This window comes from uncultured Campylobacter sp. (assembly GCF_937997595.1).
GTDB lineage: Bacteria > Campylobacterota > Campylobacteria > Campylobacterales > Campylobacteraceae > Campylobacter_B.
In genome coordinates this window covers 1-14,818 of sequence record NZ_CALKTS010000153.1, presented here as the reverse complement: position 1 = coordinate 14,818, position 14,818 = coordinate 1, and the positions used below count along the sequence as shown (strand labels likewise).

Genomic DNA, 14,818 nt, shown 5'->3' with positions numbered 1-14,818 from the left:
GTGCCGCTATTCGCCGCTATTGATGACGGTGGAATTTAGCCGCTTTATGAGCTCGTCAAAGCCTAAATTTTGCGTTACGTCGCCTAGCTGCGAGCGATAGGTTTGGATTAGGCTAACGCCCACGATATCGACATCGTAGATACGCCAATCAGAGCCGTTAGGATAAAATTTAAAATCTATGTCGTAGTTTTTCTGCTCGCCGATGACCTGTGTTTTTAGCACGCGGCGTTTATCACTTGGGCTTTGTTTGCTTAGCACCTTCATATCCTGATCGGTATAAAGCGAAAGCTTTTCGATAAACGAGCGCTTTAGATGCGCTTCAAAAGCCTTATTAAATTCCGCGATCTGCGCAGGGCTAAGGCTCGCGTAATGTTTAGCAAGGGAGAGCTTTGCCATCATCTTATAATCAAAATAGCCGTCAAAAAGCGCAAAGATTTTCGCGGGCTTTGCGTCTTTGGGCGCGCTGCTTCGCATAATGCCTACGGCCTCGGCGACCTTTTGGCCCATCACAGGCTCGATATCCGCATCGCTAATAGCGTGCGCCGAAATCAAAAGCGCTCCGCAAAGCGCTAGAACTTTTAAAATTTTCATTTTCATTCCTTTATTAATTTCTCGCGATTTTGCTCGTAAGCATCGCGTAAAAATGGATACAGATCCACCGCATCTTTGGTCATTTTTTCATAAAATTTCGGATCGCGCGAGTAGTCGTTAAATATTCTAAATCCATTGACGGAGTTTCGAACAGTGCCATCTTTAATATAATTTATCGGGTTTGAAAAATAATCTCCGACAAGTCCCGCTGTATCACGTAGATTGCTTTGTCCTAAGATCGGCCAGACGATGTGCGGACCCGCCGGAACGCCCCAATATCCGAGCGTTTGCCCGAAATCCTCGTCGTGGCGCGGAATCCCGTAGTATTTGCCTGCCATATCGTTAAGTCCGCCGAAGCCGACGGTCGAATTGATCAAAAATCGCTTCGTCTCGTCCCAAGAATTTTCAAATTTACCCTGCAATAGGTTGTTTACGAGCCTCATCGGATATAAAATATTATAGAAAAAATTTGAAAACGCGCCCTGGATCGGATCGGGCATTACGTAATCGTAGCCGCTGGCTACGGGGGTTAATATGTATGAGTAAAATACGTCGTTAAAGCTCGTCATAACGCGGTTATAGCCGCTAAGCGGATCGAAAACTTCGCGCTTGGCAAACTCCTCATCAAAACCATCCGTATCGCTAGGCGCTACGTCTTGCTTTTGCGAGCAACCGCAAAGCGCTAAGGCTGCGGCTAAGAATATAAGTTTTATAAATTTCAAATGTGACCCTTCTTTATAAATCAAAGTGGCGATTTTACAAGTTTAAAGAAATTTTGTCAATAAAGGTAAAATTTCATATAGAATTTCCCTCTTTATATCGCAGAATAAAGCCTGTAGCTCTTTAAGAAATATATCAGAGGATATATTATAAAATCACGTGAAAGTAAATAAGAAAGGATGAAAATGGACGCAAAATTTGCTTTGGAATTCCTGCTTGGCAACAAAGCATCGCTTCTAGCCAAGCACATTAAGCTGCTTAAGGCCGTAGATGAGACTAAAAGTATTACAAAGGCCGCAGAGATCGTAGGAGTGTCGTATAAAAACGGCTGGGATGCGCTAAATTTAATCAACAACGCGAGCAAAAAACCGCTCATCGTCCGCACTCAAGGTACTAAGAAAAATAGCGGCTCGGAGCTCACTCCATACGCTCACAAGCTGATTCGCGCTTATGATGCTATCAGCCACGCGGGCGAGACGTTTTTGAGTGAAATTTTAAAGCTTGACGAGATCACCGAAGAGAGCCTTTTAAGCTTAGAGAAGATCGGTATGAAGCTTTCTGCGAGAAATCAGCTAAGCGTTGAGATTGCGGATGTTCAAACAGGCGCTGTAAATTCTCAAATCACGGCTAAGCTCGCAGGTGGCGAAATTTTATGCGCGACGGTAACCGTAGAAAGCGAAAAAAAATTAGGGCTAAAGGTGGGCAAGGATGTGCTGTTTTTATTTAAGGCTCCAAGCGTCATCATCGCTAAAGGAGCCTCGGAGAAGCTAAAACTTAGTACGGCGAATCAAATCAAGGGCACGATTAGCGAGGTCAAAATCGGCGCGGTAAACGCAGAGATCTGTCTAGGCACAAGCTCGCATCAAAACATCACCGCGATCATCACGCGAGAATCTGCCACCGCGATGGCTCTGGGAGTAGGAGATGAGGTAACGGCGATCATCGAGCCTAGCGAGATCATTATTGGCGCGTAATAGGGTGAAATTGGGTGCTCAAAATTTTAAAATTTAAGGCGTAAATTTAAAATTTTAGATACAATTCAATTCTCGGTGAGAGCCGAAACGAAAGGCATAAAATGAAGTTGAAAGCAGTGCTTTTAGGAATTTTAACCGCAGGCGCGCTAAGCGCAGGAGAGGTCAGCGTCGCAGCCGCTGCGAACACGACGTATGCGTTTGACGAGATCAAGGCAGAATTTGCCAAGCTACATCCGCAAACTACGCTAAACGTGAGCTTGGGCGCCAGCGGTGCGCTTAGCACGCAGATTAAAAACGGCGCTCCGTTTGATATTTTTATGGCGGCGGATATGAAATTTGCAGACGATCTGCATAAAGAGGGCTTTGCGACGGTGCCTGCCAAAACTTACGCCAAAGGCAAAGTGGCGATGTTTAGCGTGCGCGGCGTAGATCTTAGCAAGGGGCTTGAAGCCTTAAAAGACCCTAGCGTCAAAACTATCACGATAGCAAATCCGAAGACCGCTCCTTACGGCACCGCAAGCGTGGAGGCTTTCAAAAAAGCGGGAGTTTACGATGAGATCAAAGGCAAAATCGTAGAAGCAAAATCGATCGGCGAGGCTCTTTCGCAAGCGCTTAAAGCTTCCGACGTCGGCTTTATCGCCGCTAGCGCGATGTATGCGCCTAAGATGGCGAAAGACGGCTGCAACGACAAGCCTTGCAAGCAGGGCGAAAATTTCATTTTAGTTGATACCAAACTCTACGAGCCGATAGCTCAAGGCATGGTCGTGCTAAATCGCGCCAAAGACAATGCCGAAGCTAAGGCGTTTTATGATTTTATCCTAAGCGATAAGGGCAGGGTGATCTTTGCTAAATACGGATACGAGTTTTAATGATTAGAGCGAGAATCAACGAAATTTTACAAAAAGACGGCATCCATTCTGTAGGATTTATCGCGGGCGGCATCAAGCTACGTGGCGTATTTCTGCAGCTAAGTAGCGAGCTTAAGGTGGGTAGCGAAGTTTACGTGGGCTTTAAAAGCACCGATGTGCTTTTATCTCGCGAAGCCCTAAGTGGTGCATCTAGCGAAAATGAAATTCACGGCAAGATTATGAGCCTAAGCTTAGGTGAAATTTTATGCACGCTCAGGTTTGAAGGCAAGATAAGCTTTGATGTGCTCATTAGCGCGCATTCTGCGCAGGAGCTTGCTTTACGCGAGGGCGACGAGGTTTTCGCATACATTAGCGCCACTGCGATATATATAGAAAAATATGATAACGATTGATTGTAAGAAAAAAATCAGTGATGATTTCTCGATTGATGCTCGCTTAGAGATTAACAAAGGCTCGTTTGTGTGCCTATATGGGCGCAGCGGCAGCGGTAAGACTACACTGCTGCGCATTTTAGCGGGATTTTTGCGCGCAGATAGTGGTAGCATAAAAGACGGCGATCGCGTGCTACAAGAAGGCAATGAATTCTTAAGTGCGGGCAAGCGCAGGATCGGCTTTTTATTTCAAGACTACGCACTTTTTGAGAATATGAGCGTGACGGGCAATCTACTTTTTGCCAGAAACGATCCGCAAAAAGCTGCAACGTTGCTTGAAATTTTAGAGCTTAGCGAGTTTGCGAAATCCGGCGTCGAGGGTCTTAGTGGCGGACAGAAGCAGCGCGTAGCACTTGCTCGCGCACTGATGCAAGAGCCTGAAATTTTGCTACTTGACGAGCCGCTTTCGGCGCTTGATTTTACGATGCGCGAAAAAATCCAAGAGTATTTGCTAAAGATCCACGAGCAGTTTCATCAGACCGTGATTTTGGTAAGCCACGACGTAAGCGAGATTTATAGACTTTGCAAGCGGGTTTATGAGATGAAGGACGGCAGGATCGTCCGCACCGGTACGCCGGAGGAAATTTTTCTTAAAACAAATGGCTCGCAGAAGTTTTCTTTCGCGGGCAAGATTGTCGATTTGCAAGCACGCGACGGGGTCAAAGTGGCTGTCGTAGCGATCGGCAGCCAGCTGTGCGAAGTGGTGCTAAGCAATGCAGAAGCCGATGGCTTGCAAGTAGGCGATGAGGTCAAAGCGGGTGCCAAAGCCTTTAATATCACTCTGCGTAAAATTTAAACTTACAGACAAGCTTTTAGGTGCGCCTAAGTAGGAAACTTCAACTAGATTAGAGATCTAAATACAGGCTTTTATGGAATTTAGACGAGGGATTTTGCGAAATTTTAGCTAGATTTGCCCGCAAAATACGGTGAGATTTTAAAATTTCATTCGCATCGCGCTTAGATTTTCATGAAACACAAAATTTAAACGCAGGCTAGAGTAAAACCGCAACGCTAGACTAGATAGCGTGGGGAAAGTAAGCTTAAATTTTAGATTTTGCGCAGACAGGCGCCGTTAAATTCCTTCTTTGAATTTATTAATTGGCGTGGTGGGTTTATTTTTAAATTTGGCGGCTTTTAGCTTACTTTTTTGGCAGGAGTTGCGCGAATTCTATCATGCGATCTTGGTAAAAAATTTAATGTGAAGCTTCGCGCAAACTTAAAATTTTCAGATTTAGAATTTTACCTGGATTTTGTGGCTTTGAAATTTTAAAAGCTCTAACGGCTTGAAGCTTGCGTGCTAAACTCGCTTAATAAGAGCTGCGGCAAAATTTCATTAACCGGGTCTTTTGGGTTTATGCGAAATTTTAAAATTTTGTTTTGTCAGGCTCAATGTAATTCCACTAAGTTGTTCAGAGAATGCCGTTTGGCTATATCTTGCGTGAAATTTGCGCTCAGATAAATCCTGCCCGCTCAAGTTTTAAAGCTAAGCTAAGCTTTTTGAAATTTAGCTCAGCAAAATTCGTGACCTTAAAAATTTGCCAGCTTAGTAGAGTTTAAATGCCTGACGGAATTTGCACGCTTGAAGGAATTTATTAGCCAAGCAATTTTATAGAATTCCGCTCGCTTTAGCTTGCGTGAAATTTTTAAAATTTCATTTCGTTAAAGCTCTTGCGCAGCTAGCTCTGCGCATATTTTTTCAAAATTTCATTTTGCAAGACCTTATGGCTATGAGGTTTGCGTAAATTCTATCTGGCTTTGCCTCTAAATTTTAAAGCAGAGCTAGGCTTTTAAAATTTTATATTTTGGGCCCAGCGGCTCGGCTCGGAGGATAAATGTTTGAAATTCTAAAGGGGCTCGATTACACGCCGTTTCTCGTCTCCTTAAAGCTTGCGAGCTTAACGACATTTGCGTTGTTTATCATCTGCGTGCCGCTTGCGTTTTTTATGGCGAGAAAAAATTTCCGCGGCAAAAGCGTGATCGAATCGATCATCTCGCTTCCGCTCGTGCTGCCGCCCTCGGTATTAGGGTTTTACCTGCTCGTTTTCCTATCGCCGTATTCGGTGCTGGGCGAGTTTTTTGACAAACACTTCGGGCTTCGGCTCGTATTTAATTTCAGCGGGCTCGTGATCGCGAGCTGTATCTACTCGCTGCCGTTTATGTTTTCGCCGCTGGTTTCGGGCTTTCGCTCGCTTCCGCGCTCGCTTTTTTGGGCGTGCGACTCGCTCGGCAAGGGCTATTTTTCCAAGCTGTTTCGCGTCGCGTTACCCGCGATACGCCACTCCCTGCTTAGCGCCTTGGTGATCTGCTTTGCGCACACGATGGGCGAGTTCGGCGTCGTGCTGATGATCGGCGGCAGCGTGAGCGAGCAGACCAAGGTCGCCTCCATCGCGATCTACGAAGCGACCGAGACGCTCGATTTTGCGCAGGCTCACGCGTATTCGGCGCTGATGCTTATTTTTAGCTTCGCAGTGCTTTTGATCATGCATTTTTTGGGCGCAAAGGGCGCGAAAATACAAGCTTAAATCGGCTTTAAAACGAAATTTGCTAAAATCCTTCAAAATTTGGAATTTGGCATGAAAAACAAAAAAGACTTCGTTACCGAAAGATTTAACGCCGCCTTGATTCTAGGCGCTGCGCTGCTTACGCTTGTAGTAGTTTGCGAGATTAGTTTTTTGCGCACTAGGATCGCTACGCAGCTTGATTTGCGGACGCGCACGGCGATTACTTTACTTAAAAATACCGACGAGTCGCTTTTTAGCGAGCTTGAAATTCTAAAAGAAACTATCCTTTCTTTGGACGCAAGGCACGAAGCTATGCAAAGCGAGCTTTATGCGGATTTGATCCGTAATGTCGTAAAATCTTCTCATAGATTTGACGCTATTTTTTATCTGCGCGCCCGCGGCGCGGAGCAGGAGAGCTTGGCGCATTTTTCATCGGATGCGCGTATTTCGGATCTTGGCGAGATACGGCTTGCGGATATCGCAAGCGAGCTAAAAAAGGATGAATGGGTATCGCGCTATATGATGATGGATGGGGCGTGGCGGTATTTTTTAATCAAGCGCGTAAACGCTGATTCATATCTGCTAGGTTTTGCCAACACCGCTAGGCCGATTGCCAGGCTCTCTTCGCTGGGAGATATTTTGGTCTTTAACGCCGAAGGCAAATTCTTTAACGCTCCTGGCAGCGTAACCGATATATTGGGGCAGGATTTTGATTTTTCGCGCCTAGGCGAAGTGGTAAGCTTTGAAGACGAATCTGGGCTAAGCTTTGCATATCTTGCGAAATTTGGGGATAATTTCGTAATGGCTCGCGAACGAGCCGGCTATTTTTTAGGCGCGGACGATTTTATCGTCGTAGCGCTAGCGGCGGCTATTTTAGCTTATTTAATCCTTCTAATTTCAAATTTTACGTTTTTAAAAAAGCGCGTTTTTATCCCGCTAGCGGCAGTTCAAAACGCTCTGCGCCAAGGGGATTACCACTCCAAAATTCGCGATATAGAAGCGCTAAATCCGCTAAGCTCCGTCTTAGAAATTTCTAAATCCATAGATGAGGTTTTGAAGTCTAATTTGCGCCACGGCGATTTTAGCCTCAGCTTTAAAGATGCGCTAAAATACAGCTCCCTTTCGGTGCTTAGCATTGATAACGTCGCAGGCACGATCGAAAGCGCTAGCAACGGCGCACGCGAGCTTTATGGCGATGACGTCGTGGGGCGGAATATCTTCGCGCTGCAAGCAGGCTCGTTTTATGATCACGCCTATCAAACCCAGCGCGCAAACTATGTCAAAGAAAACTATGTCGTAACCCGCCAAGAGACCAAAAATGGCGTCAAGGACCTCTATGTTAAAAAATCTTATATCCGCGACGGAAGTAAAATTTCAACCCTTTTTGTGGTGCTCGATGCGTCAAAATATCGCAGATTTTACGATGAAACTAAGCAAAAATACGAGTATTTAAATCACGCGCCTATCGTTACACTCGTGTTTGACTACACTTCGGGCAAGATTGTAGATGCTAGCAAAAATATAAAAGAGCTTTGGGGTTACGAAGCGGCGCAGTTTTTAAGCGGCGAGATAAGGCTATGGGATTTGCTGGATGAAAAGGATGCGAATGAGGCTAAAAATGAAATTTTAAACCGCTTAGCCGATATGCCCGCAGAAGAGCTAAGCTTTTCTCAAAGCTATAAAATTCGCCACAATGACAATATCCGCTATAGCTACGAAGTGAGCATCTATGTCAAAAAGTCCGCCGCCAGGGCTGCATTTTATTTTCAAAATATCGATGACGATGTTAAGGCGATCCGCGGCTTGCAGGAGGATTTGGACTTTTACCGCACGGTAATCGAGACTAGGAATTTTTGCACCTGCTTAATCGATCTTGATGCGCAGACGCTGTCGTTTGATAAAAATTACTTTAAAATTTTAAAATATCGCGGCAAAAGGCTAAACACTGCGATGAGCTTCGGGGAGTTCAGTTATGAAATTTACTTCGCGGATTTAGAGAATTTCAATAAAATGATCCGCGAATGCACCGCCAGGCTTAGGAGCGATTTTAGCTGCGAATTCCGTCTGCGAAATGCCGCTAATGCCTATACTTGGATCAGTATGCAAGGCTACGTTACCGAAAAGCACGGCTCTCGCTCTCGCCTTGTAAAAACTACGCTCGAAGATATCAGCTCGCGCAAACAGACGGAGCTGGAGTTAAATTTAAACGCCAACGTCTTTTCGCGCTCGCTAGAGGCGATCTTAATCACAGATGAGAGCGGTCGCGTACTGCGCGCTAATAACGCCTTTTATGAAATCACCGGCTATAGCGAAAGCCAAACTATCGGCAAAATTCCAAATTTCTTCGCTCCTACGGAGGGGGGAGCGGACGTGATGGAGAGGATTAGAAAAAATCTCGTCGGCAAACAGACCTCTTACAAAGATGAAATTTACGGACTAAAAAGAGGTGGTGGCACCTTTCCTGCGCTATTTACGGCAATTGCGATAAAGGATGATTTTTCGCTTACTTCAAATTTCATCTTGATGTTTACCGAAATTTCGCAGATCAAGCAAAAGGAGAGCGAGCTAGCTAAGATCGCCCACCATGACGCGCTTACGGGGCTTCCGAACAGAGTGTATTTTATGAAGGCTGCGCAGAGATTTACCGCAAACTCGGGCGAAAATTCCAAGCTTATGGCGGTGCTTTTCATCGATTTTGACGGCTTTAAGGCGATCAACGACACCTACGGGCACGAGGTCGGCGATATGTTTTTGCAGGCGATCTCAAAGGCGATGATCGGACTGCTGCGCAAAGGTGATATCTTGGCGCGCTTAGGCGGCGATGAGTTTGGTGCCATCATAGGCGATCTGCAAAGCAAGGATGCCGCGCATGTGCTATTAGATCGCCTGCTTGGAATTTCAAAGATGAAATTTAATCTTAAAGGAAACGAGATCAGCGCAAGCATCAGCGTTGGTGCAGCGTTTTACGACGGCAGCGAAAAGATCGATTTTTCAGGACTTTTATCGCGCGCAGATAGGGCGATGTATCGCGCCAAAACGAGCGGTAAAAACCGCTACTGTATCTTTGAGCGCGCTGAAGCAGACGGACCTAGCGAAGAAGGTATTGCTGCAGCGATCGAAGAGGGGGAATTTTTCGTGCTCTATCAGCCGATCATTAGCCGCGCGCAGATTTACGGATATGAGCTGCTTTTACGCTGGGATCGCGGAAAGCGCGGAATTCTTGCCCCGCAGGATTTTGCGCAGATATTAAGCGAGCCTCGATTTGAGTTACCGATCTCAAAATTTGCGTTTTCAAAGATGATGGAATTTAACGCTCAAACTGGCGCAAACTGCTCCATAAACGTAAGTCTAGCCGTGCTTGCAAACGACGAATTTTACGATTTCGTAGCTCACAGCTTGCGAGACAGAGCTAATGCAAAAGGCGAGTTGATGTTTGAGATAACCGATTTTAGCGAGCAAAATTTTAAGGAATTTGCCCCTGCGCGTGGGCGTTATGCAGATCTTGGGGTTAAATTTGCTCTTAATAGTGCAAATAAAAGCAATATTCCATTTTTGAATGCCCAGCCTTTCGATATCGTTAAAATCGACCGCGAGCTCTGCCTTGACATAGGCAAGAAAAAAAATGCTATCCGAACGATGGTGGAGATCACGGGCAAGCTAAAGCGGGAGTTTGGATTCGCTCTAGGCGCTCAAGGGGTCGAAAACGCGCTATCGCTGCGGCTTTTAAACAATTTGAAATTTAACTATCTTCAGGGAAATTTTATCGCAAAAGCGCTGGATCGCAAAGAGATAGACGCTTTCATCGCGCGCTTTAAAGATACGCCCAAGCTCACAGCCATCGACAAAGATGAGTTTATCGGCTTTTTAAACGCGCTTGATTACAAAGAGCTTGCTTTAAGCTTCGTTTTGCGCGCCGATGCGGGCGATCTGAGCCCGGGAGAGTTCGAAGGCTTTAGAGCAAAATTCGGCGAAATTTTAAATAAAACTCAAAGCGCGGGCAGCGAAAAATTTGCGCCAACTACAGAAATACGTAAGCAAATTTTAGATATTCTTTCGCTTGATTACCGCGTTTTGGCAAGCTTCATTCAGAGCTTTAAAACGCGGCTAAATCAGTTCATAAGCGATTTGGAGGCAGCATGATAGATAGCGTTAGCGCCGATTTCGATCACGAGATACCCAACGGCTCGAGGCTGTATTTCGGAAAGAGCGCGCAGCTCAAGCGCGAACTGGAAAATAAAGCGAGCGAAATCCTCGTTAAAAACGGCTTTAGCGAAATTTTAACGCCATATTTTTCATATCATCAACACCTAAGCGTCGCGCCGCAGAAGCTTCTTAAGCTCTCCGATCCCACAAACCACGAGCTTGCGCTTCGCGCAGACAGCACCGTGGATGTCGTGCGTATCGTGCGCAAACGGCTGAAAGACGATAAGCTAAGGCGGCTATTTTACGTCCAGCCGACCTTCAAATACCCAAGCGACGAATTTTATCAGATCGGCGCGGAGCTAATCGGGGAGAAAAACCTGCCGCTTGCGATCAAAATCGCGCAGGAATTTTTTAAAGAATTTGATCTTGTGCCCGCGCTTCAGCTGAGCAACATCGAAATTCCGAAAAAAATTTGCGAAATTTTAAACCTGCCGCTTGAAATTTTTGAAAAGGGCAAGATTGAGACGCTGCTTGAGCAAAATTTGCCTTGGCTGGATGCTACGGCTCGCGCCACGTCGCTAAAGGACGTGCAGGCTCTGCGTGCGCAGGTGCCTGAAGAGCTAAAGCCGTGTTTGGATGAAATTTTAAATTTAGGCGTAGATTACGAGTATATCCGCGTTTCGCTGCTGTATTACTCTAAAATGCGCTATTACGACGCGCTATTTTTTAGATTTTTAGACGCGGGCGCAGTGTATTGTAACGGCGGAAATTACGAGATTGACGGGCTAAAATCCAGCGGCTTTGCGCTGCTAGTGGATGCTTTGATAGAAAAAATTATGCAAAAGGATGAGAAATGAGTAAAGTTGACGTAGTCATCGGCGCCCAGTGGGGCGATGAGGGCAAGGGCAAGATCGTAGATATGATAAGCGCGAATTACGATTTCGTATGTCGCAGCAGCGGCGGGCACAACGCGGGCCACACCATCGTCATAAACGGCGAGAAATTTGCGCTGCATCTGGTACCCAGCGGCGTGCTTCATAAAAATATCATCAACATCATCGGAAACGGCGTCGTGATCAACCCCGACGTGCTGATTACCGAGATGGCGCAGTTTGAAAATTTAAAGGGCAGATTTTTCATAAGCGAGAAGGCGTTTTTAAATTTACAATACCACTCGCTGATCGATCAGGCGCGCGAAAAGAGCAAGGGCGAGCTTGCGATCGGCACCACCGGCAAGGGCATAGGGCCTGCGTATGCCGATAAGATCGCGCGCACGGGACACCGCGTAGCGGAGCTTTTAGAGCCTGAAAGGCTCGCCGAGGCTCTATCGCGCGATTTTGCTTCGCATGAGAGCGTTTTTGAAAAAGCGGGGGTTAAAATTCCTAGTAAGCTTGAAATTTACGACGAGCTAAAGCGATATAAAAGCGCGCTTGAGCCATACATCGCCGATACGACACATATGCTGTGGAAGGCGCTTGATTACGACAAGCGCGTGCTCGTAGAGGGCGCGCAAGGAAGCCTGCTTGATATCGATCACGGCACCTATCCTTACGTCACGAGCTCGACTACCATCGCGGGTGGGGCTTGCAGCGGGCTCGGGCTCGCACCGAAAGATATCGGCACGGTGATGGGAATTTTAAAAGCCTACACCACCCGCGTGGGCAACGGCGCGTTTCCTACCGAGGATAAGGGTCCGCAAGGCGAGGCGATGCGCGAGATCGGCAAAGAGTACGGCACTACGACGGGCAGGGCGCGTCGCTGCGGCTGGTTCGACGGAGTGGCTACGAAATACGCCGTGCGCCTTAGCGGCATCGACAAGCTCGCGCTTATGAAGCTTGACGTCCTAGACGGCTTTGAGAGCATTAAAATTTGCCGCGCATATCGCTACAAGGGTGAGGATATCGATTATTTCCCGATCGATTTGGAAGCTGCCGAGCCGGTTTATGAGCAGATGCCTGGCTGGGACAGCGTCAAAGGAATTTCAAAATTTGAGGATCTGCCGCAAAACGCGCAAAATTATATCCGCAAAATAGAGGAGCTAAGCGGCGCGAAAGTGGGCTTTATCTCTACCAGTCCCGAAAGAAGCGATACGATAATTTTATAAACCCGGTGAAATTTTAAAATTTCACCCGTTGCAGGCGGTGCGACCGCTCATAGAACTGAATTTAAAGGAACGATCATGCGAATACGACTACCACACGTGCCATATATCGCGCATAAAATAGCGCTGGATCTGCTAAACTCGGGCTGCGTTACGCTTAGTGCGGGCATAGAGCCCGTCGCCAAGGAGGCGGATGAGATCATAAGGGGCGATCTGCAAAAAGAAAGAGCGATAGACGAGCGCGCAAACGAGCTGATAGATGAGCGCATAAGCGAGCTAGATGAGATGAGCGTGAATAAAAAAGATATGTTTTGGCTCATCAAACGCCACATCGCAAACGACGAGAATTTCGAGCTAAATTTTGAGGATCGCTACGGCACCATATCGCATAAAATTTTAGAAACCGTTTGGAAGAAAAATTTGATCGATTACAAAGTCTCGGAAAACAGGCTAAAGACGATAATTTATAACGCGATCGACGAATATCTTAAAAATTATCAAAAGATTGAGGATGCGGTCTATGAAAAGATCGAGGGATACAAGCAAAAATTGATCCCAGGCACCGAAGAATACGAGCTTGTGTTTGAAAAGCTCTACGAAGAGGAGCTAAGAAAACGGGGCATGTTATAATGAACGCGTATATCTACATAGAAAACGGCATCTATCTGCAAGCCAAGGCGTTCGGCAAGGGCGGTAGCGCATTCGGCGAGCTCGTGTTTAACACCTCGGCCACCGGCTATGAAGAGATCATCTCCGATCCGAGCTATGCGGGGCAGTTTATTATTTTCACTATGCCTGAAATCGGCATCGTAGGTATCAACGAAAACGACAAAGAAAGCTCTAAAATCCACGCAAGCGGAATTTTCGTAAGAAATTTCAACGACGAGCCTTCAAATTTCCGCTCGCAGATGAGTCTAGAAGATTATTTTTTGCAAAACGGAAAATTCGGCGTTTACGACATCGACACTAGATTTTTAACCAAGATGCTGCGCGACGAGGGCAGTCTGCGCGCCTTCGTCTCTACCGAGATCAGCGATAAGGCGGCTCTTAAAAAGGCGCTTAGCGAGTCTGCGCGCATAGAGGAGATCAACTACGTAAGCATCGTAAGCACGAAGGCGCCGTATAAGCACACCTCCGGGCGCTGGAATGCCGAGCGCGGAAGCTACGCTCAGCCCGCAAGCTGCGGCAAAAAGATAGCCGTGATCGATTACGGCGTCAAGCGAAACATCCTAAACGAGCTTTGCGATCTGGGGCTCGGAGTAGAGGTTTTTCCGCACGACGTTAAAGCGGAGAGCCTGATTGCTAAGCTTAAAGAGGGGCAGATCGACGGCGTGTTTTTATCAAACGGCCCAGGCGAGCCTCGCATGCTTAAAGAGGAGATCGCGCAGATCAAAAAGATGGTCGAAGCGCGCGTGCCGATTTTTGGAATTTGCCTAGGTCATCAGCTGCTAAGCAACGCGATGGGGTATGAGACCTACAAGCTGAAATTCGGCCAGCACGGCGCAAACCACCCCGTGCAAAACCTGCGCACCAAATCGATCGAGATCACCGCGCAAAACCACAACTACAACGTCCCAGAAACGATCGCTCAAATCTGCGAGATCACGCACCGCAATCTTTTCGACGGCACGATCGAGGGGGTGCGCTACAAAGACTATCCCGTATTTTCGGTGCAGCATCACCCAGAAGCCAGTGCGGGGCCAACAGAGAGCAAATATATCTTTAAAGAATTTCTTGAGATTTTATGATTTTTGAAATTTTGCCCGCATAAAATTTTACCGCGGCCCTGCGGTAAAATTTTAAATTTACGACAAGCTTTAAATTTTAACGCAGTCTTTGCATTGTAAATTTAAAGCCCGTCGCAACCTGGATAATTGCAGGCTGGAGTAGCGTGTAAAGCGCACTTTTGCAGACTGAGGATTGCCGCGGTGATTTTGGATGAAGCGATCTGTGCTAGTTGCGATTTTAAATTTAAACTGACTGCGCGCCGCATGCTTTTCATTCGTGTGATTTCGTGTCCGTATAACTTCTAAGCTCGCAGCTAAATTTCATGCGTTTTAAATTTAAAAATTGGGCTTGGCGCGCTTAGCCCTTTCAAAAAAAACAGATTCTGTGGCACATTTAGCATGGCTTCAAGCCCTTTAAATTTGACGAGCCGTCTTGTTGCCATCAAAAGTTTCGCTAGCAAGCTGCCCTGTCGCTCGTAAAATTTTATCTAACGCCGTTTACCTACTAAAACCTTATCGGCGCCGTTTCATTTCCGTCTAAAATATTTGCCTAAAATAAAATTCTGCTCCGCCGCGTAGCGAAATTTTACCTACGCTAGCTTTGAAATTTTACTTCCAGCCCCTTTTAAATCTCTTTCGCACCGATAAGATTTAGCTTGCGTCATTTTAAATTTTGCCCCACTCCTAGGCTGCGGTTTTTATCCATGCTTCTTTTTTAATCCCGCCCATATTTGCACCTAAAATAAGAGTTGTGTTACTTT

Annotated in this window: 12 protein-coding genes; 10 read left to right on the top strand and 2 right to left on the bottom strand. The window is 46.4% G+C overall.

Annotation, left to right across the window (positions count from 1 at the left end):
- Positions 1–6: 6 nt before the first annotated feature.
- Positions 7–591, bottom strand: coding sequence for an ABC transporter substrate-binding protein (locus Q0614_RS05470; RefSeq protein ID WP_298787105.1), 585 nt, complete (start codon positions 589–591; stop codon positions 7–9).
- Positions 592–593: 2 nt separating this feature from the next.
- Complete coding sequence (locus Q0614_RS05465; RefSeq protein ID WP_298787103.1) at positions 594–1,313, bottom strand: VacJ family lipoprotein; 720 nt, start codon at positions 1,311–1,313, stop codon at positions 594–596.
- Between the two features lie 183 nt (positions 1,314–1,496).
- Between Q0614_RS05465 and Q0614_RS05460 the strand changes: the two genes are divergently transcribed.
- The 10 genes from Q0614_RS05460 (at position 1,497) to carA (ending at position 14,078) form a co-directional block, all read left to right on the top strand.
- Positions 1,497–2,285, top strand: a complete 789-nt coding sequence (locus tag Q0614_RS05460; protein WP_298787101.1) for a TOBE domain-containing protein — start codon at positions 1,497–1,499, stop codon at positions 2,283–2,285.
- Positions 2,286–2,386: 101 nt separating this feature from the next.
- Complete coding sequence (gene modA, locus Q0614_RS05455) at positions 2,387–3,154, top strand: molybdate ABC transporter substrate-binding protein (RefSeq protein ID WP_298787099.1); 768 nt, start codon at positions 2,387–2,389, stop codon at positions 3,152–3,154.
- Positions 3,154–3,546 carry a hypothetical protein gene (locus tag Q0614_RS05450; protein WP_298787097.1) on the top strand — a complete coding sequence of 131 codons (393 nt, stop codon included), beginning with the start codon at positions 3,154–3,156 and terminating at the stop codon, positions 3,544–3,546. Before modA ends, Q0614_RS05450 begins: the two co-directional genes overlap by 1 nt.
- The gene (locus Q0614_RS05445; RefSeq protein WP_298787095.1) at positions 3,533–4,381 is read left to right on the top strand and encodes an ATP-binding cassette domain-containing protein; all 849 of its coding nucleotides are present in this window, start codon (positions 3,533–3,535) and stop codon (positions 4,379–4,381) included. The genes Q0614_RS05450 and Q0614_RS05445 overlap by 14 nt, the downstream gene beginning before the upstream one ends.
- Positions 4,382–5,417: 1,036 nt before the next feature.
- On the top strand, positions 5,418–6,107 hold the full coding sequence (gene modB / locus Q0614_RS05440) for a molybdate ABC transporter permease subunit (protein WP_298787093.1): 690 nt from the start codon (positions 5,418–5,420) through the stop codon (positions 6,105–6,107).
- A gap of 51 nt (positions 6,108–6,158) precedes the next feature.
- A complete protein-coding gene (locus Q0614_RS05435; protein ID WP_298787091.1) occupies positions 6,159–10,226 on the top strand; it encodes a diguanylate cyclase in 4,068 nt (1,355 codons plus the stop codon).
- Complete coding sequence (locus Q0614_RS05430) at positions 10,223–11,086, top strand: ATP phosphoribosyltransferase regulatory subunit (protein WP_298787089.1); 864 nt, start codon at positions 10,223–10,225, stop codon at positions 11,084–11,086. The genes Q0614_RS05435 and Q0614_RS05430 overlap by 4 nt, the downstream gene beginning before the upstream one ends.
- Complete coding sequence (locus Q0614_RS05425) at positions 11,083–12,333, top strand: adenylosuccinate synthase (protein WP_298787087.1); 1,251 nt, start codon at positions 11,083–11,085, stop codon at positions 12,331–12,333. Before Q0614_RS05430 ends, Q0614_RS05425 begins: the two co-directional genes overlap by 4 nt.
- 75 nt (positions 12,334–12,408) lie before the next feature.
- On the top strand, positions 12,409–12,960 hold the full coding sequence (locus tag Q0614_RS05420; protein ID WP_298787085.1) for a DUF507 family protein: 552 nt from the start codon (positions 12,409–12,411) through the stop codon (positions 12,958–12,960).
- Complete coding sequence (gene carA, locus Q0614_RS05415) at positions 12,960–14,078, top strand: glutamine-hydrolyzing carbamoyl-phosphate synthase small subunit (RefSeq protein ID WP_298787083.1); 1,119 nt, start codon at positions 12,960–12,962, stop codon at positions 14,076–14,078. Before Q0614_RS05420 ends, carA begins: the two co-directional genes overlap by 1 nt.
- Positions 14,079–14,818: the final 740 nt, after the last annotated feature.